The organism is Vibrio sp. 10N.261.55.A7 (assembly GCF_002877365.1).
In the GTDB taxonomy this organism is placed as follows: Bacteria; Pseudomonadota; Gammaproteobacteria; order Enterobacterales; family Vibrionaceae; genus Vibrio.
This window is the reverse complement of record NZ_MCWZ01000055.1, coordinates 1-25089: the sequence shown is the minus strand read 5'-3', so window position 1 is coordinate 25089 and position 25089 is coordinate 1. Positions and strand designations below refer to the sequence as shown.

25 protein-coding genes are annotated in these 25089 nt (G+C 44.2%); 20 read left to right on the top strand and 5 right to left on the bottom strand.

What is annotated here, in order from left to right:
* The first annotated feature begins 10 nt into the window (after nt 1-10).
* The 3 genes from chiP to gltX all read left to right on the top strand — a co-directional run bounded on the left by chiP (nt 11) and on the right by gltX (nt 3430).
* Nucleotides 11-1147, top strand: a complete 1137-nt coding sequence (chiP, locus tag BCU12_RS04905; RefSeq protein ID WP_102403244.1) for a chitoporin — start codon at nt 11-13, stop codon at nt 1145-1147.
* Between the two features lie 84 nt (nt 1148-1231).
* Nucleotides 1232-1852: a DUF2057 domain-containing protein gene (locus tag BCU12_RS04900; RefSeq protein WP_241909749.1), complete on the top strand. Its 621-nt coding sequence runs from the start codon at nt 1232-1234 to the stop codon at nt 1850-1852.
* A 147-nt stretch (nt 1853-1999) separates the two neighbouring features.
* Nucleotides 2000-3430 (top strand): glutamate--tRNA ligase, encoded by a 1431-nt coding sequence (gene gltX / locus BCU12_RS04895; RefSeq protein ID WP_102403243.1) that lies wholly within the window; start codon nt 2000-2002, stop codon nt 3428-3430.
* An 80-nt stretch (nt 3431-3510) separates the two neighbouring features.
* On the opposite strand, the gene BCU12_RS04890 is transcribed toward gltX, so the two are convergent.
* Both BCU12_RS04890 and BCU12_RS04885 read right to left on the bottom strand, forming a co-directional pair.
* Nucleotides 3511-4017, bottom strand: coding sequence for a Fe3+-citrate ABC transporter substrate-binding protein (locus BCU12_RS04890; RefSeq protein WP_102403242.1), 507 nt, complete (start codon nt 4015-4017; stop codon nt 3511-3513).
* Nucleotides 4018-4286: 269 nt separating this feature from the next.
* On the bottom strand, nt 4287-5420 hold the full coding sequence (locus tag BCU12_RS04885) for a flagellar assembly protein FlgT (protein WP_102403241.1): 1134 nt from the start codon (nt 5418-5420) through the stop codon (nt 4287-4289).
* Between the two features lie 194 nt (nt 5421-5614).
* Here BCU12_RS04885 and BCU12_RS04880 point away from each other — a divergent pair, with 194 nt between their 5' ends.
* Together BCU12_RS04880 and flgP are read left to right on the top strand one after the other, a co-directional pair.
* Nucleotides 5615-6250 (top strand): FlgO family outer membrane protein, encoded by a 636-nt coding sequence (locus BCU12_RS04880; protein WP_102403246.1) that lies wholly within the window; start codon nt 5615-5617, stop codon nt 6248-6250.
* A 9-nt stretch (nt 6251-6259) separates the two neighbouring features.
* A complete protein-coding gene (gene flgP / locus BCU12_RS04875; RefSeq protein ID WP_102403240.1) occupies nt 6260-6691 on the top strand; it encodes a flagellar assembly lipoprotein FlgP in 432 nt (143 codons plus the stop codon).
* Between the two features lie 274 nt (nt 6692-6965).
* On the opposite strand, the gene flgN is transcribed toward flgP, so the two are convergent.
* The 3 genes from flgN to flgA all read right to left on the bottom strand — a co-directional run bounded on the left by flgN (nt 6966) and on the right by flgA (nt 8628).
* Nucleotides 6966-7391 (bottom strand): flagellar export chaperone FlgN, encoded by a 426-nt coding sequence (flgN, locus tag BCU12_RS04870; RefSeq protein WP_102403239.1) that lies wholly within the window; start codon nt 7389-7391, stop codon nt 6966-6968.
* 67 nt (nt 7392-7458) lie between these two features.
* Nucleotides 7459-7776, bottom strand: a complete 318-nt coding sequence (gene flgM / locus BCU12_RS04865) for a flagellar biosynthesis anti-sigma factor FlgM (RefSeq protein ID WP_102403238.1) — start codon at nt 7774-7776, stop codon at nt 7459-7461.
* 105 nt (nt 7777-7881) lie between these two features.
* The gene (gene flgA / locus BCU12_RS04860) at nt 7882-8628 is read right to left on the bottom strand and encodes a flagellar basal body P-ring formation chaperone FlgA (RefSeq protein WP_102403237.1); all 747 of its coding nucleotides are present in this window, start codon (nt 8626-8628) and stop codon (nt 7882-7884) included.
* Between the two features lie 76 nt (nt 8629-8704).
* On the opposite strand from flgA, the gene BCU12_RS04855 reads away from it, so the two are divergent.
* The 15 genes from BCU12_RS04855 (at nt 8705) to BCU12_RS04780 (ending at nt 24745) form a co-directional block, all read left to right on the top strand.
* Complete coding sequence (locus BCU12_RS04855; RefSeq protein WP_102403236.1) at nt 8705-9631, top strand: chemotaxis protein CheV; 927 nt, start codon at nt 8705-8707, stop codon at nt 9629-9631.
* A gap of 10 nt (nt 9632-9641) precedes the next feature.
* The gene (locus BCU12_RS04850; RefSeq protein WP_102403235.1) at nt 9642-10469 is read left to right on the top strand and encodes a protein-glutamate O-methyltransferase; all 828 of its coding nucleotides are present in this window, start codon (nt 9642-9644) and stop codon (nt 10467-10469) included.
* A 301-nt stretch (nt 10470-10770) separates the two neighbouring features.
* Nucleotides 10771-11169 carry a flagellar basal body rod protein FlgB gene (gene flgB / locus BCU12_RS04845; protein WP_102403234.1) on the top strand — a complete coding sequence of 133 codons (399 nt, stop codon included), beginning with the start codon at nt 10771-10773 and terminating at the stop codon, nt 11167-11169.
* On the top strand, nt 11170-11586 hold the full coding sequence (gene flgC, locus BCU12_RS04840) for a flagellar basal body rod protein FlgC (RefSeq protein ID WP_102403233.1): 417 nt from the start codon (nt 11170-11172) through the stop codon (nt 11584-11586).
* 17 nt (nt 11587-11603) lie between these two features.
* Nucleotides 11604-12311, top strand: coding sequence for a flagellar hook assembly protein FlgD (gene flgD / locus BCU12_RS04835; RefSeq protein WP_102403232.1), 708 nt, complete (start codon nt 11604-11606; stop codon nt 12309-12311).
* 43 nt (nt 12312-12354) lie between these two features.
* Nucleotides 12355-13653 (top strand): flagellar hook protein FlgE, encoded by a 1299-nt coding sequence (flgE, locus tag BCU12_RS04830; RefSeq protein ID WP_102403231.1) that lies wholly within the window; start codon nt 12355-12357, stop codon nt 13651-13653.
* 200 nt (nt 13654-13853) lie between these two features.
* A complete protein-coding gene (locus BCU12_RS04825; protein ID WP_102403230.1) occupies nt 13854-14603 on the top strand; it encodes a flagellar basal body rod protein FlgF in 750 nt (249 codons plus the stop codon).
* Between the two features lie 21 nt (nt 14604-14624).
* Nucleotides 14625-15413 (top strand): flagellar basal-body rod protein FlgG, encoded by a 789-nt coding sequence (gene flgG, locus BCU12_RS04820; protein WP_102403229.1) that lies wholly within the window; start codon nt 14625-14627, stop codon nt 15411-15413.
* Between the two features lie 30 nt (nt 15414-15443).
* Nucleotides 15444-16223: a flagellar basal body L-ring protein FlgH gene (gene flgH / locus BCU12_RS04815; protein WP_102403245.1), complete on the top strand. Its 780-nt coding sequence runs from the start codon at nt 15444-15446 to the stop codon at nt 16221-16223.
* A gap of 124 nt (nt 16224-16347) precedes the next feature.
* A complete protein-coding gene (locus tag BCU12_RS04810; protein WP_102403228.1) occupies nt 16348-17439 on the top strand; it encodes a flagellar basal body P-ring protein FlgI in 1092 nt (363 codons plus the stop codon).
* A gap of 9 nt (nt 17440-17448) precedes the next feature.
* A complete protein-coding gene (gene flgJ, locus BCU12_RS04805; protein WP_102403227.1) occupies nt 17449-18363 on the top strand; it encodes a flagellar assembly peptidoglycan hydrolase FlgJ in 915 nt (304 codons plus the stop codon).
* 167 nt (nt 18364-18530) lie between these two features.
* Nucleotides 18531-20405: a flagellar hook-associated protein FlgK gene (gene flgK / locus BCU12_RS04800; RefSeq protein WP_102403226.1), complete on the top strand. Its 1875-nt coding sequence runs from the start codon at nt 18531-18533 to the stop codon at nt 20403-20405.
* 12 nt (nt 20406-20417) lie between these two features.
* Nucleotides 20418-21611, top strand: coding sequence for a flagellar hook-associated protein FlgL (gene flgL, locus BCU12_RS04795; protein WP_102403225.1), 1194 nt, complete (start codon nt 20418-20420; stop codon nt 21609-21611).
* 367 nt (nt 21612-21978) lie between these two features.
* Nucleotides 21979-23118, top strand: a complete 1140-nt coding sequence (locus tag BCU12_RS04790) for a flagellin (RefSeq protein ID WP_102403224.1) — start codon at nt 21979-21981, stop codon at nt 23116-23118.
* Nucleotides 23119-23611: 493 nt separating this feature from the next.
* Nucleotides 23612-24745: a flagellin gene (locus BCU12_RS04780; protein ID WP_102403223.1), complete on the top strand. Its 1134-nt coding sequence runs from the start codon at nt 23612-23614 to the stop codon at nt 24743-24745.
* The last annotated feature ends 344 nt before the right edge of the window (nt 24746-25089 follow it).

Sequence of the window (25089 nt, the reverse complement as noted above, 5' to 3'; positions counted from 1 at the left end):
GTTAATAACAATGAAAAATGTATTTAATAAATCTCTAATCGCTGCAGCGGTTTCTACCATGATGTTAAGCGGTGCAGCTTTTGCTGACGGTGCGAACAGCGATGCCGCGAAAGAATATCTGACGCAAGATTCATTTGCTTATGAAGTGTACGGCATTGTCGCAATGCAAGCGGCTTACCGTGACTATGACACTGGTGATAGCGATACCAATAATAACCTAAGTGGCATGCAGCTTAATAATGAGTCTCGCATTGGTTTCCGTGGTACAAAAGACTTCGCTAACTTTGGCCCTACATTCCTTTGGCAAATTGAAGGTGGTTACGTAGACCCTAGCTTTGGTGGTGAAGGTGCAGGCCTTGGTGAGCGTGACACGTTCGTTGGTTTTGAAAGCGATTCAATGGGTAAAGTACGTTTAGGTCGTGTACTAACACCTATGTACGAACTGGTTGACTGGCCTGCTTCAAACCCTGGTTTGGGTGATGTTTACGATTGGGGTGGTGCTATCGGTGGTGCTAAGTATCAAGATCGTCAGTCGAATACGATTCGTTGGGACAGCCCAACATACGCAGACGCATTCTCTCTAGATGTGGCTGGTGGTGCTGGTGACAAAGCTGGTTTAGGTGAAGGGGATGACTACTGGGGTGGTATTGCCGCTCACTATGTATTAGGTCCAATTCAGTTCGATGCCGCTTATGAAGGCAACCGCAACATCGCATACGAAAGTGCGACTTGGGAAAACGACACATATTTAGTAGGTATGCAGGGCTGGTTTGACAATGGCATTGCATTCTTCGCTCAGTATAAAATGATGGAAGCTTCATCAAATAGTGGCGTGAAAGAGAAACAAAATGCTATGTCTGCTGGCTTGATGTACAACACGGGTGATTGGCAGTACAAACTTGGCTACGCAGCGAACTTTGACTTAGACCGTAATGGTCAAACCATTGAAAACACGGGTGATGACGTAATTTCAGCACAAGTAATGTACTTCGTAGACCCATCAGCTGTTCTTTATGTTCGTGCTCGTACTCTAGACTTCGGTGACGGTGCTTCGTTCACTGACGGACCAAACAGCGACGGTGATGTGAATCGCGGTAAGTCTGGCGACTACAATGAGCTTTCTGTTGGTGTTGAATACTACTTCTAATTTTAGAGTATGTTAGATTTAACGCGATAGACGCAAGGGTATGTGGAGACACATACCCTTTACTTGCTCCTAAAGGAATTTGAAATGTCATTAAAAACACTTTGCTCAATTTCACTGGCATCTGTGATGCTGTCAACGGCTGTTCAAGCAAATAGTTCTCTGATTTTGCAAGCTGAAATGATGCCTCGAGTACTGAATGGGCAGCCGCTAACCAACCAAGATATGCTTGGTCCAAATACGTTGAAACTCGACGCTGGAGAGCACCAGTTAGCCTTAACCATAGGGCAAATCGTGTTTGAAGATGGTAAACGAAGAAAATTCGATTCTCAGCCTTTTTTAGTTACCTTCAGTGTAGATGACAGCCAAGCACTTTCTATGTCATACCAATCAATGAGAACGATAGAAGATGCTCAGCGATTCGAACGAGCGCCGAAGGTTAGCTTTGTTGATGCGAGTGGAGCAGAAGTTAAGCATGACCTCGTTCAACTCAACAAATCCGGTTTACAGGGATTTAGAGATTACGAAAGAGAAGTCGCGGATTACAATGCTGCGACAGGGAAAGCTTCCCAACCAAAAACTGTCGGTTCAAGTGCTCAACCAGAGATCGGTTCCACCGCAAGTTCCCTGCAAGCGGGCTTCTTGGATATGACACCGGAACAGCGTCAAGAGTTCGTATCTTGGGCGGTCAAAAACCTGAATAACTGATCCTTGATTGGAATGATGGTTAATTTAACGATCATTCCGATTGTAGTATTGCTGATCAGTGCTAAAATAACGCGCAAATTTTAGCACTAATGAGCGCTCCAAAACGTCATTAGGCTGGTTAGTCATCAAGACATTCAAGGTATTTAAATGACGGTTAAAACTCGTTTTGCTCCTAGCCCTACAGGCTATCTTCACGTTGGTGGTGCACGTACAGCACTTTACTCTTGGCTATTCGCTAAAAACCAAGGCGGTGAATTCGTTCTACGTATCGAAGACACGGACTTAGAGCGTAACTCTCAAGAAGCGGTTGATGCGATCCTAGAAGGCATGAAATGGATGGGAATGGAATGGGATGAAGGTCCTTACTTCCAATCTAAGCGTTTTGACCGTTATAACGAAATGGTTGATAAGCTACTTGCTGAAGACAAAGCATTCAAATGTTATGCGCCTAAAGATCTGCTTGATGAGATTCGTGCAGAGCAAGAAGCAAATAAAGAGATGGCGCGTTACGATGCGAACCACCCTAAAATTGTAGCGGCGAATGAAGCGGCGCAAGAAGGTGATGCGTGCGTTATCCGTTTCCGTAACCCGAAAGAAGGCAGCGTGGTATTTGATGACCAAATTCGTGGTCGTATCGAAATCGCAAACAGTCAACTTGATGACTTAATCATTCGTCGTACCGACGGTGCTCCAACGTACAACTTCGTTGTGGTAGTGGATGACTGGGACATGGGTATTACACACGTTGTTCGTGGTGAAGACCACATCAACAATACACCTCGTCAAATCAACATCTACGAAGCACTAGGCGCGCCAGTTCCAACTTTCGCTCACTGTGCAATGATTCTTGGTGATGACGGCGCGAAGCTATCTAAGCGTCACGGTGCTGTTTCTGTCATGCAATACCGCGACGAAGGTTACTTGCCAAACGCACTAAACAACTACCTAGTGCGTTTAGGCTGGTCTCACGGTGACCAAGAGATCTTCTCTCAAGAAGAGATGATTAACTTGTTTGCTCTAGACGCGATCAGCAAGTCTGCTTCTGCATTCAACACGGAAAAGCTTCTTTGGTTGAACAACCACTACATCAAAACATCAGCACCAGAGTACGTAGCTGAATACCTGCAATGGCACTTAGACGAACAGAAGATCGATACAGCAAATGGCCCAGCTATCACTGAAGTGATTAAACTAGTCGGTGAGCGTTGTAACACGCTGATTGAGTTGGCGGAGCAATCTCGTTACTTCTACGAAGACTTCTCTGAGTTTGAAGCTGGCGCTGCGAAGAAGCACCTACGTGGTGTGGCGAAAGCCCCACTAGAGCTTGCTCTTGCTAAGGTTGAAGCACTTGAAGAGTTCACTACAGCAAACATCAAAGACGGTGTGATTGCAGCAGTGTGTGAAGAGCTTGAGATTGGTATGGGTAAAATCGGTATGCCACTTCGCGTAGCAGTAACAGGTGGTGGTCAGTCTCCTTCTGTTGATGCCGTGATGGAGCTTGTGGGTAAAGAGCGCGTAATCGCTCGTATCAAAATGGCTCTTGAGTTCATTGCTGAACGAGAAGCGAATGCTCAATAAGCTTTAGCTGATTCATCATTGTAAAAAACCGCAGTCATTAACGATTGCGGTTTTTTTATGGATGAACTTAATGGGCTAGATTATTTCAAGTCGATACTGTTCAAGCGGCCCATAAATTCCAAGATCTCAAGATTGTCTTTGTTCGCCTCTAGCAGCGCTTTCTTGGTTTTTGTATACGCACCGAGTCGTCCATGTTTACTGATGGAGCATACAACACTTTTGTAAAGTAGCTTTCCGTCTTTGTCGTAAGTACGCCAAGCGGCAATATAACACTCATCTTTTTTATTCGGTTCATCACGTGTTGGTCGCGGTTTGTAGATTATCTTCGGCTCTACAGAGTGCGGTAATCGAGTCATCAAGTAGGGGTCTTTAAGCAGTCTTCGCCAAAATTTTCCCCACATCTCACTGCCAATCTCATTACGAAGTTTGATTGCTTTCTTGAGGCCATTCTTTTCCCCCAAACGCACATAACCTACCGAGCGATGGAGAACGGAATCGTCGGGTGTATGGATATGAATTTTGTACGCTGTCTTGGCCTTGGATATGAATCGATGGCCTGTATTCGTAATTAGGTTACTTTTCTTCATTATTGCTTAAGTAGTAATGCCATTAGTTTCTGAGCAGGAAATATGTTAGTGAATTGTCAATAAGTCTACTTCAATCATAGTTGCTAAAATCAGAGCAGTGTGAGGATTTTACAAGGAATAAAAAAGCCTTAGTAACGTGAGCTACTAAGGCTTTGTTTTGTATAGGACTCTCTATAGTGCTTGGTTCTACGAGTTAACTGATGAGAACGAACAACACCCGTCAATAACGTGAGATAGTGGCAAAGTCATTCATTCAATCAGGTCTGGTGCTAAAGCATTTTGTGCATAACATCGCCTACTTGAATGCTGCCCGCCAATTCTTGCTGGTCAATTTTTAGTTCCGCTTCATTTTCGTAAACACGAGATACTGTTAGTGTAATGTCACTTTGAGAGACTTTGTTTCTTGGGAGACCATTTTGATCGATGAACGATCCTGTATGCCAAAGTTGTAATCTATCGCCTTCCTGGACACCGTGTATACGACCTAAATCGATCGTGACTTGATCACCAAAACGCGCGACGACTTCAGGTAAGCTAATTTTACAGGACACTTCAGACTCAAGATCCAGCATTATATTGCGGCTAACACGAAGCATCATCTCTCCATACGTCGATGCCCAAAACCTGGCACTCTTCGTATCTATCTGACTGGTTTTCGCAAATGGCCATTTTGCAACCTCACGATAATTTCGTGTATAGACCTCATGGCCCGTTTTACCGTCAAAAACCTGCATCTCAAGTGCAAATTGCCTGTTGATCACATCATCGCGAAGCAGTTTGCTGTCTATCGTTGCGGTGAGATCGGTGATCACGCCCCCCAGAATATATTGGGCACCGGTATCTTGAGCGATCATCTTTAGACGCTCTGGAAAGCGCTTACTTATCTCAAAGTCGGTCGTGCCAACGGATACAAAGCTGGAAGATTCAACGTCAAGCTGACGGTTAATCACGTGTGCAAAATCATCACCGACTCGATAAATTTTACCCATGACCGCTTGTTGTGGGGCGGCAAGATCAATGTTGCCGATCAAAAAGGTCTTTTTATATTGGCTGACATGGCAACCTGTTGCCGATGGGTAGATATCAATGCGAGCGCGAACAAACATGACATCTTTTCGAACTCGTTGCTCTTCAATCAATACATAGCGCACTTCATGGTTAGTAAACTGGTACTCCTTCTTATTGCTCTCTAAGAAAGATCTGAGGTTACTAATGCTACCAATATCAGCCCCTGAAAAGCTTACCGCCTTAAAAATGGCGTCTTCTAAGGCATGAACTCTTGCCACCTCTTCTGAGGAAACGACTGTCGCGACTCCTGTCACTTCGTACCACGCGGCTTGGAGATGGGTGGTATAAATCAAAGAGTAAAGCATTGAAAATATTAAAATTAGATTTTTTTTCATTATAATTCGCCGTTTCGGTATAAATATTGCTTTTTATTTACTAGCTGATTTAGGTGTTGCCTTTCTTTTTCGTAGCAGAGTAAGAAAAGCAAGGAATGTTCCACATTATGCAAATGAAGAAAGTATTACTGACGGAATTCACTAAGCATAAGAGAGAATGTTTGAACGCCTTAGTATATCTGGAGATTAAGAGAATGAAAAAATGGATATTGCTAGTGCCAGTGCTGTTTTTAACCGCTTGTGCCTATGCCCCAATTTATAACGGTAAAGAACCCTATTCAGGTTCTCAGTTTATGCTGATGGAGAGCCCTCGTCATACGATGGACTTTTTCGTTGAAAGCATGACGGATGACCTGGTGATTTCGAATACCAGCGTCTCTGCGCGAACCCCGATTGCCGTGACCTCTTTTGTAGACTTACAAAATATGGATGCGACGAACTGGTTAGGCAATTCTGTTTCTGAAGGATTTATTCACCAGTTTCAGCGTCGCGGGTTTAAAGTGGTCGATTTTAAGACGACGGGTGCAATTCAAGTAACCCAACAGGGTGATTTTGCGTTCAGTCGTGATTGGAAAGACCTTGCGCAAGAGCAAGAGATTCAATACATCCTGACAGGCACTATGCTACGCCAAGAAGGCGGAGTATTGGTTAACGCTCGCGTTGTCGGTATGCAATCAAGAGTGGTTGTGGCAACGGCGCAAGGTTTCTTACCTGCCGATCGCATCGGGCGTGATTTGGATACGTTGAACTCAATGCGAACTGAAGAAGGTGTATTGATTCGTTCAGATCCAACAATGACTCAGCCTTACACTGTCATTCTAAGACCTTAGGAGCTGATGATGAGCAAATGGATATTATTAATGACGGCATTGCTGATGGTTGGTTGTCAGCCTTTGCAAAGTATGCGCGATGATTCTTGGTTAACCGCTGTTGGCTATGCCAGCATTGGCGAACAGAAAGGCGTCAATGTCGAAGAGAAACAAGTCAGAGCCATGCGCGCTTCTAAGATTGATGCTTATCGTGAACTCGCTGAGCAGGTTTATGGCATGCGAGTCAGTGGTCGCGCTGATCTTAAGGATCAACGCTTAGGCACTGAACGTACCTCTGGCGCGGTCGATGGTGTCATTCGTGGTGCTGAAGTGGTTCGAAGCTATAAAGTGGGTGACAGTTATGTCACGGAGCTAAGGCTTGATATCGAAAAAATGAATCAGCTTAGAAGTTACGGCGAAGTACAACAGGTGCCGGAAAAAAGGCAGCAAACACTCTTTTAGATCTTACGTCTTATAGATTAGACCAATGGTGAAACTCATTTTTCTCCAGAATGATTTTCAGATGCATCAGCAAATAGAAGCGGCAATTCATATTGCCGCTTTTATTGTTTGTTAAAAAATTCGCTGAAGTAACCATACAACTAGTACCAACAATTGCTTGGCAGCATTACAGATTGAGTAGTATTTGAGTGCTTTTATAAAGTTCGGAGTGATACAAAGACGGCTTTCTTTTTAATTGGGGGAGGGATTGCATCTAATGAACGAGAGGCGGGAGCTACGCTTTAATATTTGTCCCCAGCGTTGATAACGTATGGGTTTGTCCTCCGGCGTTATAGGTCATGCCTATTTTTCCGTGGCTTTGTTGCATCATATTATTAAGCTTGTTGTAACTTAATTGAGCTCGTTGCAGAGCGTCACCATTGACCAAGTTCGCTTCTTGACAGTCATGGATGATTGAGCGGATATCGCTAACCATCTGCTTTAAAGACCCATCCTCTGTAAGGCTAGAAACATCTGGATGGGTACTAATTCTTTGATCGGTTTGCTGTAACTGATCTATCAAGGTGACTTTTTCGTTGGCAAATCGTTCTATGTCAGTTGAGATACGCTGAGTTATCGCTACCTTTTCTGAAGCCAGTAACGCCGACAGATCATTTGCATTTTTTAGTTGGAATTCGACCAAACTCGCGAGTGCTGCCATCTATCTCTCTCTTCCAATGAACCTCTGTTAAATCGTCAGTAGGATCAGTGTTAATAAACTGAACTTTCTACAGACCGCCGAGCTCTTTCTCAAACTTTATCATGTTGTCTGCCAGCTTCTCTGAGTCGACAGTATAAGAACCGTTCGCAATTGCTTCTTTGATTGCCGCTACTTTTGCTGAGTCGAAGCTCGGTTGGGTTGCCATTTGATTATGCATTTCACCAATCTCTTTGCCTTGTTGACTTAGAGAAACAGCATCTTGTCGAGAGCCCGTTGATTTTTCGGGGGACTCTGTCCTATTTGATGCGTTAGATTCAGTACGACTAGCGCTGCGCGTTGATGAGGTCATCGTTTGCCCGCTTCGTATGTTATCTATTCCTGCCATGTGTTAGCCTTTTTTTTAAATAAGAACCTGTACAGTCACTATCGACTATTGCCAAGATTTCTTTAGTCATTTGGGTCTAAAAAAGTGAAAAACATTCAATGGTGATTAAAACTGAACGGTAACTTCACCAATTCCGGTTACTCTTCCTTCAATTATACGGTTGGATTTCGTATTTTTCACCCTAATCTGATCACCAGCGGCCCCATCGGTCAATGCGGTTCCCCTTGTTGTGATCGTCATCCCTTCTTGGACGGCTTTTATCGTCACCGTTTCATTTCGACATACCACACAAATATCTCGATCTTGAATAACACTTCCAACATTTAGATTTCTTTTTACTTTTGCGCCAACCACCATATTTAATGAGGAAAAACCTTGCCGACGAAATCGGTGAAGGTCTACCATACTAATAGTTACATCATTAACCGTGATTATTTGACCTCGATTAAGCGGTAGGGCAAGTGTCACTTGTGGGCCCAGTGTGGTTAACCTGACGGGAACGTAAAGTCTCCAGTTGTCTTGAGGGCACTCAACTAACACGGTGATGTTGCTGGATTTAGAATTCAAAGATGTAGAAGATGCGACAAGTGGCGTTGGGCAATCTGTTGCGAAAACGCGAGAATCAACATTAGCCGCTTTAACTTGTAATTGACCACCGGGCGGTTGCTCGACGTGATTAAGTATATAATTCTCAGCGCTTTGTTGTATGATCTCAATCTGTTCATTTGTGGCTGAATGAGCAAAAAAACTAAATAAAACCAATAAAAAGCCGATAGACTTGTAATAAAACTTATAGAAAGCTCTACACTTAGTTATGGTAACGAAATACCTATGTGATTTAGAATATATCATTCTCTTTCTCTGGTTTGACATAGCCTGCTGTAGACTAACACTTTTTGGTACAAAAGTTTGATATGGAGATGAGCTTATGACCGGTATTCTTGATTCGGTGAATCAGCGTACACAACTTGTCGGTCAAAACCGATTGGAACTACTGACGTTCAGACTAATGGGACGTCAACGTTATGGTATTAACGTATTCAAAGTAAAAGAGGTCCTTCAGTGTCCTAAACTTACTTCAATGCCAAATCTAAACCCACTTGTTAAAGGGGTTGCTCATATTCGTGGCCAAACTATCTCTGTTATCGATTTAAGTCTGGCTATTGGTGGCCGACCAACGACGGATGTCGAGAAATGCTTCGTTGTCATCTCTGAATTCAACCGCACAATTCAAGGCTTTCTTGTTAGCTCGGTTGAGCGCATTATTAATATGCACTGGGAATCGATTCTGCCGCCACCGGACGGAGCTGGTAAAGCGAATTACTTGACTGCTGTGACCAATATTGACAACGAACTGGTTGAAATTCTCGATGTAGAGAAAATCCTTGCAGAAATCGCGCCAGTCGATGAACAGATGGATGAATCCATTGGGCAAGAAATAGCTCAAGCGGAGACTGAAAAAGAGATTGTTCGCCGAATCCTAATCGCCGATGACTCGACCGTTGCACGTAAGCAAGTTGAAAGAGCGATAGTCTCTATTGGTTTTGAAGCTATTGCCGTTAAAGACGGTAAAGAAGCGTATGATAAGCTTGTCGAAATGGCTGCAGAAGGAAGTATTTACGACCAAATCTCGTTAGTTATTTCCGACATCGAAATGCCAGAAATGGATGGTTATACCCTAACGGCTGAAGTTCGCCGCAACCCTGACCTCAAAGATTTGTATGTTATTTTGCACTCTTCATTGAGTGGGGTATTTAACCAAGCGATGGTAGAGCGGGTAGGGGCAAATTCATTTATCGCTAAATTTAACCCAGATGAGTTGGGCAATGCGGTGAAAACTGCACTAACAAAATAAAGAGATATTAATGACAGCGATAACAATAAGCGATCAAGAGTATCGTGATTTCAGCCGCTTTTTGGAGTCTCAATGTGGTATTGTTCTAGGCGATAGCAAGCAGTACTTAGTGAGAAGCCGCCTTAGCCCTTTAGTCACTAAATTTAAAGTGGGCTCATTATCTGATTTGCTGCGAGATGTCGTTTCTGGAAGAAATAGAGAACTTCGTGTTGCCGCTGTCGATGCCATGACAACAAATGAAACCTTGTGGTTTAGGGATACTTATCCATTTTCAGTTTTATCAGATAAGTTGTTGCCTGAGATAGCAGCGAACAAGCGACCAATCAAAATTTGGTCGGCGGCCAGCTCGTCAGGGCAAGAGCCATACTCAATGGCCATGACCATTTTGGAAACACAGCAACGAAAACCGGGGATGCTGCCAAACGTTTCAATAACGGCAACCGATATTTCTGCCACTATGTTGGATATGTGTCGTGCTGGTGTTTACGATAATCTAGCGTTAGGCCGTGGTTTATCTCCTGAGCGTCGCCGCACGTTCTTTGAAGATGCGGGTGATGGTCGTATGAAAGTGAAAGACAATGTGAAACGTCTCGTTAACTTTCGTCCACAAAACCTCATGGAAAGCTACGCTCTTATTGGCAAGTTCGATATCATTTTCTGTCGAAATGTACTGATTTATTTCTCTCCTGAGATGAAGTCGCAAGTATTGAACCAAATGGCGAATAGCTTGAATCCGGGAGGGTATCTTCTTTTAGGTGCTTCGGAGTCTTTGACTGGTTTGACGGACCGATTCGAAATGGTGCGCTGTAACCCTGGTATCATTTATAAACTGAAGTAAGTCATATTGCCCTTCATGAATAAAGTGAAAGCCCAATCCTCGATTGGGCTTTTTTGTCTCTAATCGCTGACCAAGTTCTTTCCCCTTTCTTGCCTTTACCTGAGAGTTCTCTTCTTGTGTTATATTTTAAGATAGACATTCCAAGTCGAAACATGACCAATTAATGCCGATACACATTAAGCGGTCTATTTATTGCAACACTGAAAATGGATTTGGGTAAATTGTATAAGCGACTTAAAAGTTGGTATGCAAATTGCTTTTATCTAAGTAGTAACAGTCAGTTCTTTGAGTTGAGGCAATTATGGCTATTTCTTTTGACAATGCTTTAGGTATTCACCAACACACGGTTGGCGTACGTGAGCGCAATGCTGAGGTGATTTCCACCAATATTGCACAAGCGAACACACCTGGGTTTAAATCAAAGGGCATGGATTTCAATAAAGCACTGCAGGCGGCAACGTCGGGGGCAAGTATTGGTCTTAGTCGTACTGATAGTCGGCATATCTCTGCCTCAACAAAGGTGACAGGGGAAAGCTTATATCGCATTCCTACACAACCTGACACGGGTGATGGCAATACGGTAGATGTGGATCTGGAGCGTAATTTGTTTATGCAGAACCAAATCAGACACCAAGCGTCACTTGACTTCTTAGGAAGTAAATTCAAGAACTTAACGAAAGCAATTAAGGGGAGCAACTAGATGAGCTTATTTAACGTATTCAATGTGACAGGTTCTGCCATGAGCGCTGAGTCCGTTCGTCTAAATACCACCTCTAGTAACCTTGCTAATGCGGACAGTATCTCTAGCTCAGCGAAAGATACCTATAAAGCGCGTCATGCAGTGTTCGGTGCTGAGTTAAGTAAGGCACGTTATAACCGTGATCATACCGTGCCGGTGAAAGTGATGGGTATTGTAGAAAGTGATAAACCGCTTGATGCGGAATACAACCCTGATCATCCACTCGCAAATGACGAAGGGTACATCTACAAACCTAACGTTAATGTGATGGAAGAAATGGCGAACATGATTTCTGCTTCTCGTTCATACCAAACGAACGTTCAAGTGGCAGATGCCAGTAAACAAATGCTGCTGCGTACGCTGCAGATGGGTCAATAAGGATAAGGAGGTAGCGAATGGCTGGAATAAATAACGTTGGTCAAAGCGGCTTGTCCTATGTTGATCAGCTTAAATCTCTTCAAGATCAAAAGAAGACTGAGGATACAACGGGTAAGCAGGATCTTAAACAAGAAGACTTCTTATCACTTCTCACGAAACAACTTGCTCAACAAGACCCTTTTAAGCCGGTCAGTAATGACCAGATGATTGCGCAAATGGCTTCATTTGCAACCGTTGATGGTATCGGGAAGATGAACACTCAGTTTGAGAGTTTGAACTCATCGATGACATCTAACCAAGCCCTACAGGCATCCTCTTTGGTCGGCCGAGATGTATTGGTACCAGGAGCTGCTGGGGTGAAAGCTGACGGCGCTGCCATGTCTGCAATGGTTAAACTTCCTCAATCTTTAGACAATCTATTTGTTCGAATTGAGAATGAAGCTGGGCAACTACTTCGCACGTTTGAAGTGGGCTCAAAACCAGCAGGTGACAGCAAAGTGGAATGGGACGGTAAAGACGATAACGGTAACCCATTGCCGGCAGGCAAATACAATGTGAGAGCATCTGGATTGCTTGATGGCGAGAATCGCGAGTTTGAAGTATCAACTTATGCGAACGTGAATAGCGTACTTCTCGGTAAAGGTGATGGTAACGTACTGCTCAATCTAGCTGGTTTTGAATCGCCAGTTCGACTTGCTGAAGTACTAGAAGTTGGCAAAGCATAGCTCGCTTTAGAGTTAATACGCTAGCTAGATAGGAGATATTGGAATGTCATATGTATCATTAAGCGGTTTATCCGCTTCTCAATTAGATTTGAACACAACCAGTAATAACATTGCCAACGCGAACACGTTTGGTTTTAAAGAATCTCGTGCAGAGTTCGGTGATGTTTATTCAACCTCAATCTTTACGAACGCTAAAACCACGCCAGGTAAAGGTGTTCAGGCCAATAAGGTTGCTCAGCAGTTTCATGAAGGGTCGAGTATTTATACGAATAACCCATTGGATTTGCGTGTTTCGGGGACAGGCTTCTTTGCCGTATCAAAAGATAGAATGATACCTCAGCAAAATGAGCTAACTCGTAATGGTGCGTTTCACTTAAACAAAGACAATTACATTGTTAATGCGAACGACCAGTACCTACTTGGCTATGCGGTAAACAAAGACACAGGCGATGTTCTTTCTTACGAGCCTGAGCCATTAGATATTCCGGCTGAATTTGGTAAGCCTAAGCAAACCAGTGCGATTGAAGTTGGTGCTAACCTGCCAGCGAATGGCGACCTAAAAGATCCGGCACTATTCGATCACACCGATCCGGAAACCTACAACCGATCAACGTCTACGACGATTTATGACTCGATGGGTCAATCTTACAAGCTATCAACTTACTACTTGAAAGATATGACGCAACCCAATACGTGGAATAAATACTACAGTGTGACGGATTCTGCGGGTGAGAAAATGTTGAATGTTGCGGGTGGTGATGCTGCCTCTCCAACGGGACACATTGGACACACCATGAAGTTTAATAATGATGGCACGCTTGCTAGCTTGAATGGCGGTAACCCTATTGTTACAGACTCTTTTGATACTGCGGGTGTTGACCTTAACGGTGCTGATGGTACACAAATCTTATCGTTTAACTTAAATGGCGCAACTCAGTTTGCCGCTCCATTTGAGATAACTAAGACCCATCAGGATGGTGCAACAACGGGCTTCTTAACCAAGATTGATTTTGACGAATACGGCAGTGTTTTAGGTACTTATTCGAATGGTCAAAATGTGACGTTAGGTCGTGTCGCAATGGTCCGTGTTTCTAATGAGCAAGGCCTAGATAAGAAAGGCGGCACTCAATGGGATTCAACACAGTTCTCTGGCGATAAGATCTGGGGCGAATCAAGTAAAGGCTCATTTGGCTCAATCAATAACGGTGCTCTAGAGCAATCCAATATTGATATGACGCAGGAGCTTGTCGACTTGATATCAGCGCAACGTAACTTCCAAGCAAACTCACGTGCGTTAGAAGTTCACAGCCAACTACAGCAAAATATTCTTCAGATTCGTTAACATTTTCGTTTACGCAATGATCTGAAATACCAAACCAGCGGCAACGTTGGTTTGGTATTATTGCCATTCCCAAGTGGCAAGGATCGGCAGAATTTCTCCCTCCATATTAATGCTCATCCTATCTTATTGATTTATAACAACTAAAAACTTGGCACGCCTATTGCTTTTAACTAATTGAACATTGGTTATTGGAGCACATTATGGATCGCACTCTTTACCTCGCGATGAGCGGCGCAAAGCAAAACATGCAAGCGTTGCAACTACGGTCAAACAACTTAGCAAACGTGAGCACAACTGGCTTTCGTGCAGATCTCGCACAAGCACGTTCAATGCAAGCGTATGGCGAAGGGCTACCGACTCGTGTTTTCAGTATGACAGAGCGTCCAGGGCAAAGCTTTGCACAAGGCAGTGTCGTCACGACAGGGCGTGATCTCGATGTCACCATACAAGGTGATGGCTGGATATCTGTGATGGATAAAACGGGTAAAGAAGGTTTAACCCGTAACGGTAACTTGAAGATCGACCAAAATGGATTACTTACGAATTCCTCTGGCCACTTGGTCTTGGGCGAATTTGGTGCTCCTATCACACTTCCAATTCCTATCAGTAAAGTTGAAATTGGCAATGATGGCACTATCTCTGTTGTTCCGCAGGGCGCACCCGCCGATGCCATGGAAATCGTTGACCGAATTAAACTCACCCAAACCAATAACCGATCACTGTTCAAAGATATTAATGGTCTTTTTCGTTCGAAAGAGCCCAATGCGGCATATGAAGCAGATGCCAATGTAAAGCTGCTCACTGGGGCTGTTGAAGGCAGTAATGTCAATGCTGTCGGCGAGATGACAAGCCTGATTGACTTGCAAAGACAATTTGAAATGCAAGTAAAGATGATGAGCACAGCGGAAGAAATGGATAAATCGTCCGACTCTCTGCTTCGTATGAGCTAATAAGAATTTAAGGAGACTGTTATGCATCCGGCATTATGGGTCAGTAAAACGGGATTAGATGCCCAACAAACCAATATCTCAACCATATCGAATAACTTAGCAAACGCATCAACGGTAGGTTACAAAAAAAGCCGCGCGGTATTTGAAGATCTGTTTTATCAGAACATCAATCAACCAGGCGGGCAATCTTCTCAAAACACAGAGTTACCGAGTGGTTTGATGCTTGGTGCGGGCTCCAAGGTTGTGGCAACCCAAAAGGTCCATACACAAGGGAACACCCAAACTACAACAAACAGTCTCGATATGATGGTTGAAGGGGACGGTTTTTTCCAAATCCTCATGCCAGACGGCAACATCGGTTATACGCGTAATGGTCAATTCACCGTCAATGATGAAGGTGCCATTGTGACATCAGGTGCTGGTTACACACTTGAGCCAGAGATCATTATTCCTGAAGACGCGATTAGTATCACTGTGGGTACAGATGGCGAGGTGTCGGTTAACGTTCGTGGCCAGCAGGACAACCAAGTACTGGGGCAGATTACAACCGTTGACTTTATTAACCCGGGTGGCCTTGAGCCTATTGGTCAAAACCTCTATTTGCCAACCGGTGCAAGTGGTGACCCGCAAGAAGGCGTGCCTGGATTAGATGGCTTTGGTGCTGTCAGGCAGTCGATGCTTGAAACATCAAACGTGAATGTCACGGAAGAGCTGGTGAACATGATCGAAGCGCAGCGTGTCTACGAGATGAACTCTAAGGTGATTTCTGCGGTAGATAAAATGATGAGCTTTGTTAACCAACAATTGTAGTCCCTGAAAGTGAAAGATGAGGTTATTGGCATGATTCGTATACTGACCGTTTTGACTGTTTTATTCATGAGTGGCTGCGCCATGATGGATCCACCCGTAGAGACGCCAGACGTTGTACAAGGTACGACAACGGTAGATGCGGTAGAAGGTGACAAAGCAGCGGATGAAAGCTCTGGGATTATCGATACCCTACGTGGCAGAAACGATCCGCTTGCCGGTGATCCTGCTTGGGCGCCAATACACCCAAAACAGGCGCCTGAACATTATGCTGCTGAAACGGGGTCACTGTTTAACTTGAACAAAATCAGTAGTCTATATGACGACTCCAAGCCTCGTGGTATTGGCGACATCATTACCGTCACTTTAGATGAACAGACCAAGGCGGCAAAAAGCTCGGATGCTGACTTAGCGAAAAACAACGACGCCAGCATGGATCCACTTGAAGTGGGTGGACAAGCCTTAACGATTGGCGACTATGATTTTTCATATAACCTGAGCAACGATAATAAATTCAGCGGAAGCGCAGAGGCGAATCAAAGTAACAGCCTTTCTGGTTCCATTACGGTTGAAGTGATTGAAGTCTTGGCGAACGGTAACCTCATCATTCGTGGAGAAAAATGGCTAACACTGAATACGGGTGATGAATACATTCGCCTAAGTGGCACTATTCGCCCTGACGACATCGACTTCGATAATACGATAGCGTCAAATCGAATTTCTAATGCACGAATTCAGTATTCTGGCACTGGAACGAACCAAGATATGCAAGAACCTGGATTCTTGGCACGATTCTTTAATGTATCTTTGTAATTAGATGTAAAAGTCGATTTTTTGGCTAAATGCTATTCGATAGAAGCGCTGTAGATTGATACTCAAGCAGACAAAGGAAAATCGAAATAGGTCGTTAGCGTTTACAAGGATTAAGGGTTTTCAAATGAAGATGTTCTCTCTGTTACTCATCAGCATGACACTGATTGCAACCAGCGCACAAGCTGCACGCATCAAAGACGTATCTCAAATTGCCGGTGTACGTAGTAACCAGTTGGTTGGCTATGGTTTGGTAACAGGGCTACCGGGAACAGGTGAATCCACCCCGTTTACCGATCAAAGTTTCAATGCCATGTTGCAAAGCTTTGGCATTCAATTGCCGCCGGGCACTAAGCCAAAAACTAAGAACGTTGCCGCGGTGATCGTGACGGCTGAAATGCCCGCATTTACTAAACAAGGACAAACGGTTGATGTAACGGTCTCTTCGATTGGTTCAGCCAAAAGCCTTCGAGGCGGCACATTGATGCAGACGTTCCTGAAAGGTCTCGATGGTCAAGTCTACGCGGTTGCACAAGGTAACCTTGTGGTCAGTGGTTTTAGTGCGAGCGGTGCAGACGGTTCAAAAATTGTGGGTAATAACCCAACCGCAGGTATGATTTCAAGTGGGGCAATCGTAGAACGTGAAATTCCAACGCCATTCAGTCGCGGGGATTACATTACTTTCAACCTGCTAGAGTCAGACTTTACTACCGCTCAACGTATGGCGGATGCTGTCAACAATTTCCTTGGCCCACAGATGGCGTCTGCTGTTGATGCGACGTCTGTTCGAGTGAGAGCGCCGAGAGATGTTGGTCAGCGTGTTGCCTTTCTCTCTGCTGTAGAAAATATTGAGTTTAATCCCGCTGATGGTTCAGCAAAAATCATTGTGAACTCAAGAACGGGAACCATTGTTGTCGGTAAGCATGTACGTCTAAAGCCTGCGGCGGTGACTCATGGCGGCATGACGGTCGCTATCAAAGAGAATCTTAATGTCAGTCAACCGAATGCGTTTGGTGGTGGACAGACTGTCGTGGTGCCCGATACCGAAATTGAAGTGGAAGAAGAGCAGGGAAAAATGTTTAAGTTTGAACCTGGTTTAACGCTTGATGACTTAGTCCGTGCGGTTAACCAGGTAGGCGCTGCTCCATCTGATTTAATGGCCATTTTGCAAGCGCTTAAGCAAGCTGGTGCCATTGAAGGCCAGTTGATCATTATTTAGGGGCTCAGCATGATTAATAATGGTAACGACATCGGATTTATTCATGACATTGCAGGCTTAGATAAGCTTCGTCAGAAAGCGGTGAGTGGCGATGAAGCGGATGATAAAGCCGCGTTGACTGCCGCAGCGAAACAATTTGAAGCGATATTTACATCGATGCTGTTCAAATCCATGAGGGAGGCGAATACAAGCTTTGAATCCGGTTTAATGGACAGTCAAAATCAGCAGTTTTATCGTCAAATGCTGGATGATCAAATGTCGAGTGAGCTTAGTGCTTCCGGCTCTTTGGGCTTAGCCGATATGATTGTTGCCCAGTTGAGCACAGGTTCCATTGAGAACAGCAGTGCAGCGGCAAAAGACGGCAACTTTGAAGAAATCATGGATAGGGTTCAACGTAATCGTGAACTTCGAGAAGCATCACCGACTTTGGCTTCAGGTTCTGTGAAAGAAGCGCAGCCAACATCATTTGAATCCCCGGAAAGCTTTGTCGCTTCAATGAAACCATACGCTGAACAAGCGGCCAAAGCGCTGGGTGTCGACTCTTCATTGCTTCTTGCTCAGGCAGCCCTTGAAACGGGGTGGGGACAGAAAGTGACTCAGAACTCACGCGGCAGCAGTAACAACCTATTTAACATTAAGGCGGATCGAAGCTGGCAGGGTGATAAAGTAGCGACTCAAACGCTCGAGTACCACGAAGGTGTACCAGTGAAAGAGCAGGCGGCTTTCCGCTCGTATGACAGCTATCAAGATAGTTTTAATGACTATGTTCGATTCCTAAATCAAAACCCACGCTACAATACTGCGTTGAAACAGACGGGGAGCTCCGAAGAGTTCATTCGTGGTATCCATCAAGCTGGTTACGCAACGGATCCTCGTTACGCAGATAAGATTTTGAGTGTGAAAGAGCGCATCGATAACATGTAATCAGGCTGTACTCCTATCTAAATAGTTCCTATAAGAACAGAGGCTTACACAACGTAAGCCTTTTTTTATTCTCACTTTCCTCTTGTCTCATTTTTGGCATATATATTGCTTTTACTAAAAGAGTGTATCGGTCTTTACCGGTTTTTATATTCCATTTTGGGGGCTGCATGGCGTCGGATCTTCTGAATTTAGGGACACAAAGTGTTCTTACTGCTCAGAGACAACTTAATACCACCGGGCATAACATTTCAAATGCCAATACAGATGGTTATAGCCGACAGTCTATTATCCAAGGTACGAATTCGCCTCGACAATATGGCGGTGAAACCTACGGTATGGGCGTTCATGTGGAAAAAGTTCGCCGCTCTTGGGACCAATTTGCCGTCAACGAATTAAACGTGGCGACCACCAATCAAGCGTTCAAAGCCGATACGGAAGAAAACCTCGATATGCTATCAAGCATGCTTTCTTCCGTTGCCTCTAAGAAAATCCCAGAAAACCTGAATGAATGGTATGACTCTGTTAAAACACTTGCGGATAGCCCAAATGATGTCGGCTCCCGAAAGGTGGTGCTTGAGAAAGCAGGGCTCATCAGTAACAACCTCAATGATTTCCACGAGACGATTCGACTGCAATCGAACGTATCGAATAAAAAGCTCGATCTTGGCTTAGAGCGAATTAATCAACTGGCGCTTGAGTTGCGTGATACTCAGCGACTCATGATGCGCACACCAGGGCCGCACAATGATTTGATGGATCAGCATGAAAAACTGGTCTCAGAGCTATCTGAATATACAAAAGTGACTGTCACTGCACGTAAGCATGGTGAAGGGTTCAATATTCATATCGGTAACGGCCATACGTTGGTGTCGGGTACCGAAGCGAGCCAACTGAAAATGGTGGATGGTTACCCAGATGTGCATCAACGTCGATTAGCGATTGTTGAAGGTAAGGGCATCAAGGCGATCACCTCAAAAGATATCGATGGAAAACTGGGTGCGCTTTTAGAGATGCGCGATAAGCATATTCCCTATCTGATGGATGAGCTGGGTAGAATGTCGACGGCGTTCTCTTATGAGGTCAACAAACTTCAATCTCAAGGTTTGGATCTACGTGGGAATGTTGGTGGTTTGATCTTTACGGATGTCAATGAAGAGCGCTTAACCAAGAATAGGGTGGTTCAGTCGTCTAACTCTAAAGCTGATCTCGCCGTATTTATAGAAGATACAAGCCAACTTAAAGGTGGAGAATATTCGCTGCAATATAACGGAAGCGAGTACTTTGTCACACGCCCATCGGGTGAACGAGTTGGCGTGCCGATGCAAGATAACTCTTTGTATATCGATGGTGTTCGAATCGATATCAAGCAGAATTTGGAAGCGGGTGAGCGAGTGCTCATTCGTCCTACTCGAAGCGGTGCGGCAGACATTCAAATGGCAACGAATGATCCAACAGCCATTGCCGCTCAAAGCTTTAAGGCGTCAACTTCATTTGCTCAAGGCTCTGCCAAGTTTAAGATTTTGCAAGTAGGGGATGTGAAGGAGTTTGAAGTCGTTGTTGCCCCTAAAGGTGATCAGTTTGCAGTCACAGATACCAACGGAAAAATCCTTGTTGAACCCATGCCATATCCGCCTACTGGCCCAGTAGAGGTGCAAGGAACGATATTCAGTTTGAGTAAAGGCGCCATTGCCAACGACAAGTTTACGGCAAACCTTGTCCCCTCCGAAGGTGATAACGGCAACTTACTCAAAATGCAAAATATCCAAACCGATAAGAAACTGAATGACAATGAATCGACCGTTTTGGACATCTACCATAACCTCAATACGGATGTTGGATTGCAGATGTCTACAGCGTCTCGCCTAGCGGACGTAGCCAACCTTGAAAAGCAAGGTGCTCAAGAAAGAATTGCGTCTATCTCCGGGGTTAACCTCGATGAAGAAGCCGCGAATATGATGAAATTTCAACACGCCTATATGGCTTCATCTCGCATCATGCAAACGGCGAACGACACCTTTAACACCATTTTGGCATTGCGATAGGGAGGCAGATAAATGTTAAATCGAATTTCAAGCTTCCATAACTATCAGTCAGTGCAGAATGATTTGCGCCGACAAGAGACCAAAATCCACCATAACCAAGCGCAGTTGGCTTCTGGTAAGAAGTTGATGAAAGCGAGTGATAATCCACTTGCGACACACTATATCCAAAACGTTGGTCAACAGTCGGAACAACTTAGACAGTATGTTGATGCCATTGTACTGGTACGAAACAGACTTGAGCACCATGAGGTCATCATCTCAAACGCAGAAAGCTTTGCCGATGAGACCAAACGAACCGTAATGGAAATGATCAATGGCTCGTTATCGTCAGAAGACAGACACGCGAAAAAACGTGAGATACAAGAGCTAGCGAATAACTTTTTGAACCTGGTGAATGTGCAAGACGAATCGGGTAACTACATCTTTGCGGGTACGAAACCAAAGAACCAGCCTTTCTTTCGTGATAACGATGGAACGGTGACTTATTCGGGTGACGACTACCAACGTAAAATGAAGGTATCGAATACTTTAGATATGCCTATCAACGATCCGGGCAGTAAGCTGTTCATGGAGATTGATAATCCATTTGGGCATTACGAGCCAGAGTACAACCTGAATGACGCTTCCGAGTTACTTCTTGAGCGGGCTATCAATATTGAACCTGCGGATGATTCCACGTATCGAGTGACGTTCGTTGACATGGATAACGGCAAGTTTGGGTATCAACTGGAAAAAGATGGCAGTGTTGTTAAAGCCGATGAATTTGATGCTTCTCAGGGTATTCGCTATGAAGGCCTGACAATTCAAGTCAAAGGGCAAATAAGCAAGAGTGACACGATTACGCTAGAACCTCGTAAAACGTATTCAATATTTGAGAGCTTTCAAAAAGCAATGGATCTGTCAGAAAACTCTGTGTCAGACACCAATAGCACAGCCAAGTTACATCAGATTACTGAAGAGTTTCATTCGGCATTTATTCATTTGAATAAAGCGCGAACAGATGTGGGGGCAAGGCTGAATACCCTTGATTTACAAGAGCAGCAGCACGAAGACTTTAAACTGACTTTAGCGAAATCCAAGAGTAATTTTGAAGACCTCGATTACGCCGAAGCGGTTATTGAGTTCAATGAGAACTCGCGAGCCCTGCAAGCGTCGCAACAAGCGTTTGGTAAAACGAAAGACCTCACTCTATTTAATTACATCTAGTTTTTACACTTGCCATACGTGCTATGCCGTATGTGCCTCTGGATGTTATTTAGTGCCGCGAAAACGTTAAGTTTGCTAGAGCGGCAAGCAAGCGGCAATAGCCGTTCGTTTCGCCATTACTTATGAATGAATAGGATAATGGTTTTAATATTGATTGACATAACTTATTGATTTTGGTCGTTATATCGTTGATATGGAAATTGGTTAAAAAGTTGGCACATTACTTGTATTAACTTAGTAACAGTGAAAACAAAGATAAATAGACTTGTAGTTATACAGGTTTAGCAAGGCAATTACGGTCAGTGCTTCCAAATGAGATTAAGCTGGCCGCTTCGCAAGCACTTGCGAACTCACTAGGAGAGCAAATATGACCATTACAGTAAACACAAACGTAGCAGCGTTAACCGCTCAGCGTTATTTAAATAAGGCCACCGGTGAACTCAATACGTCAATGGAACGTTTGTCTTCTGGTAACCGCATCAACAGTGCAAAAGATGACGCGGCAGGTCTTCAAATTTCAAACCGATTGACCGCACAGTCACGTGGCTTAGATGTCGCTATGCGTAATGCGAACGATGGTATCTCTATCGCGCAGACTGCAGAAGGTGCAATGAATGAGTCAACGAGTATTCTACAACGTATTCGTGACCTTTCTCTGCAATCGGCTAACGGCACGAACTCATCATCAGAGCGTCAAGCGCTGAATGAAGAAGTGGTTGCACTACAAAATGAGCTGAACCGTATTGCGGAAACCACCTCATTTGGTGGTCGTAAACTACTGAATGGTTCTTTTGGCGAAGCATCATTCCAGATTGGTGCGAGCTCTGGTGAGGCCATCATCATGGGTCTAACCAGTATCCGTGCGGATGACTTCCGTATGGGAGGGCAATCGTACTTCTCTGAAAACGGTAAGGATTCAAATTGGGATGTTGCACAAGGTGCCAATGACCTTAAGTTCGAATTTACCGATAAAAATGGTGAGTTAGTCACGGTTGATATCCTAGGTAAAGTTGGCGATGACGTCGAAGAACTTGCAACGTATATCAATGGTCAAACCGACTACATTCAAGCGTCTGTTGGTGATGAAGGTAAGCTTCAGGTCTTTATTGCCCAGCCAGAAATTGAAGGTGACCTCGCTATTTCTGGTGGTCTTGCCACTGAACTTGGCTTAAATGGCGGCCCTGGTGCATACACGACCGTTAAAGATATTGATGTTACGACCGTAACGGGTTCTCAAAACGCAATCGGCATCGTTGATGCAGCCTTGCAATACGTAGACTCGCAGCGAGCAGACTTAGGTGCGAAACAAAACCGATTGAGTCACAGCATCAACAACTTGGCGAATATTCAAGAGAACGTTGAAGCATCAAATAGTCGAATTAAAGATACAGATTTCGCGAAAGAAACAACACAGTTAACGAAATCTCAAATATTGCAGCAAGCAGGTACATCGATACTTGCTCAAGCTAAACAGTTGCCAAACTCTGCAATAACGTTGTTGCAGTAGTAATTGGAGTTTTACCTTAGTTACACAGACGTGAGTAATAGGTAAATTCCAAGGCAAAGTGTGATTATTATTGGATAGTTAAGCTCTCTCAGATTTACCCTGCTTAGTTGTTCTTACGATAACCATGCGCCCCGGTCAGTCGGTATGTGATCATTTCTCTTGATCTCCGCACAAGACGCCGGCTAACCAAACTAGCCCCGGTTCTCTCAAAGGAAAAGGGGCTTTTTCTTGCCTGCTATATACCTAATCAATGGATCTCTCTACTCGGCAGCTTTACCTATTTCTTTAGCTTATTTTTTTGTTTATGTCGGTAACCTCCTGTTATTTCTTTATTTACCAATTTATTTAATTTTATCTCCTCTTTTTTCTAAAGGAATTCTTTTCAAGGTCGCTAAGAGTTTACTTTGAGAGAACTAATTGGTTTTTCGAGACGTCGGAAACCGTTCGGATAAGAAAATTTCCGCTCGCCGGAAAATCAATAGGAGAGACCACTATGGCGGTTAATGTAAATACAAACGTATCTGCGATGACAGCTCAACGTTATTTGAATAGTGCAAATAGCGCTCAGCAAACATCAATGGAACGTCTATCATCAGGCTTTAAGATTAACAGCGCTAAGGACGATGCGGCAGGTCTTCAGATCTCTAACCGCTTGAACGTTCAAAGCCGAGGCTTAGATGTCGCAGTACGCAACGCGAATGATGGTATTTCAATTGCACAAACAGCAGAAGGTGCAATGAATGAAACGACTAACATTCTACAACGTATGCGTGATCTATCACTTCAATCAGCTAACGGCTCGAACTCGAAATCTGAGCGTGTCGCTATCCAGGAAGAAGTAAGTGCGTTGAATAATGAGTTGAACCGTATTGCGGAAACAACTTCATTTGGTGGTAACAAGCTTCTAAACGGAACATTCGATACCAAATCATTCCAGATTGGTTCTGATAATGGTGAAGCGGTAATGCTAACGCTGAACAACATGCGTAGTGATAACGCATTGATGGGCGGTAACAGCTACGTAGCAGCGAACGGTCAAGATAAAGACTGGTCGGTACAGGCTGGTGGTAATGACCTTACAATCGCACTGACAGATAAGTTTGGTAATGCTCAAAACTTAGCGATCGATGCGAAAGCCGGTGATGATATTGAGCAGCTAGCGACTTACATCAATGGTCAACAAGACATGATCAAGGCTTCTGTTGATGAAGACGGCAAACTGCAAATGTACGCAGACAACAACAAAGTTGAAGGTGATGTGACATTCGGTGGTAGCCTTGCTGGTGAACTAGCAATTGGCGGCCCTACGGCAGTAACCGTTGATACTATTGATGTTACGTCAGTGGGGGGTGCTCAAGAGTCTGTTGCCATCGTTGATTCAGCATTGAAGTTTGTTGATAGTCACCGTGCTCAACTTGGTGCATTCCAAAACCGATTTGACCATGCGATTAACAACTTGGATAACATTAACGAGAACGTTAATGCTTCTCAGAGTCGAATCAAGGACACTGACTTTGCTAAAGAAACAACGGCATTGACTAAGTCTCAAATCCTATCTCAAGCTTCGAGTTCAGTACTGGCTCAAGCTAAGCAAGCGCCAAACTCGGCACTAGGTTTACTAGGATAAGATAACCTTCTAGGTTGAATAAAAAATCCAGCTTCGGCTGGATTTTTTTGATCTCGCTATTTGGTCTCTGTACTTATTCTATCTACTCGATCACCAATTACTTAGGTAGATAACGAACCACTAGGGCGTTACAGGGCCTATGGTGGCATGTCGACTACCAGTGTTTGGCGTAGGGGAATTAAACTAGATAGAGAGTGAACGGCTAGTATAGGGGGCTTGAGGAAGCCTGAGCATGAAATGAATAAATGGGATTGTTTTCTAAAAGCCAGATACAACGAAACCCAGAGAACTGGGCTTTGTTGTGACATCGATGATGTACATCGAATAATGATGGTGCGGTCGGA

Coding starts and splice junctions, on each gene's coding strand:
- BCU12_RS04810 (WP_102403228.1), top strand. CDS start 16,348: ATGAAGATGTTCTCTCTGTTACTCATCAGCATGACACTGATTGCAACC.
- BCU12_RS04825 (WP_102403230.1), top strand. CDS start 13,854: ATGGATCGCACTCTTTACCTCGCGATGAGCGGCGCAAAGCAAAACATG.
- flgK (WP_102403226.1), top strand. CDS start 18,531: ATGGCGTCGGATCTTCTGAATTTAGGGACACAAAGTGTTCTTACTGCT.
- flgB (WP_102403234.1), top strand. CDS start 10,771: ATGGCTATTTCTTTTGACAATGCTTTAGGTATTCACCAACACACGGTT.
- flgP (WP_102403240.1), top strand. CDS start 6,260: ATGAGCAAATGGATATTATTAATGACGGCATTGCTGATGGTTGGTTGT.
- flgM (WP_102403238.1), bottom strand. CDS start 7,776: ATGGCAGGAATAGATAACATACGAAGCGGGCAAACGATGACCTCATCA.
- BCU12_RS04885 (WP_102403241.1), bottom strand. CDS start 5,420: ATGAAAAAAAATCTAATTTTAATATTTTCAATGCTTTACTCTTTGATT.
- BCU12_RS04780 (WP_102403223.1), top strand. CDS start 23,612: ATGGCGGTTAATGTAAATACAAACGTATCTGCGATGACAGCTCAACGT.
- flgC (WP_102403233.1), top strand. CDS start 11,170: ATGAGCTTATTTAACGTATTCAATGTGACAGGTTCTGCCATGAGCGCT.
- flgA (WP_102403237.1), bottom strand. CDS start 8,628: ATGATATATTCTAAATCACATAGGTATTTCGTTACCATAACTAAGTGT.
- flgE (WP_102403231.1), top strand. CDS start 12,355: ATGTCATATGTATCATTAAGCGGTTTATCCGCTTCTCAATTAGATTTG.
- BCU12_RS04900 (WP_241909749.1), top strand. CDS start 1,232: ATGTCATTAAAAACACTTTGCTCAATTTCACTGGCATCTGTGATGCTG.
- BCU12_RS04890 (WP_102403242.1), bottom strand. CDS start 4,017: ATGAAGAAAAGTAACCTAATTACGAATACAGGCCATCGATTCATATCC.
- flgH (WP_102403245.1), top strand. CDS start 15,444: ATGATTCGTATACTGACCGTTTTGACTGTTTTATTCATGAGTGGCTGC.
- flgJ (WP_102403227.1), top strand. CDS start 17,449: ATGATTAATAATGGTAACGACATCGGATTTATTCATGACATTGCAGGC.
- chiP (WP_102403244.1), top strand. CDS start 11: ATGAAAAATGTATTTAATAAATCTCTAATCGCTGCAGCGGTTTCTACC.
- flgG (WP_102403229.1), top strand. CDS start 14,625: ATGCATCCGGCATTATGGGTCAGTAAAACGGGATTAGATGCCCAACAA.
- BCU12_RS04850 (WP_102403235.1), top strand. CDS start 9,642: ATGACAGCGATAACAATAAGCGATCAAGAGTATCGTGATTTCAGCCGC.
- flgD (WP_102403232.1), top strand. CDS start 11,604: ATGGCTGGAATAAATAACGTTGGTCAAAGCGGCTTGTCCTATGTTGAT.
- flgL (WP_102403225.1), top strand. CDS start 20,418: ATGTTAAATCGAATTTCAAGCTTCCATAACTATCAGTCAGTGCAGAAT.
- BCU12_RS04790 (WP_102403224.1), top strand. CDS start 21,979: ATGACCATTACAGTAAACACAAACGTAGCAGCGTTAACCGCTCAGCGT.
- BCU12_RS04880 (WP_102403246.1), top strand. CDS start 5,615: ATGAAAAAATGGATATTGCTAGTGCCAGTGCTGTTTTTAACCGCTTGT.
- gltX (WP_102403243.1), top strand. CDS start 2,000: ATGACGGTTAAAACTCGTTTTGCTCCTAGCCCTACAGGCTATCTTCAC.
- flgN (WP_102403239.1), bottom strand. CDS start 7,391: ATGGCAGCACTCGCGAGTTTGGTCGAATTCCAACTAAAAAATGCAAAT.
- BCU12_RS04855 (WP_102403236.1), top strand. CDS start 8,705: ATGACCGGTATTCTTGATTCGGTGAATCAGCGTACACAACTTGTCGGT.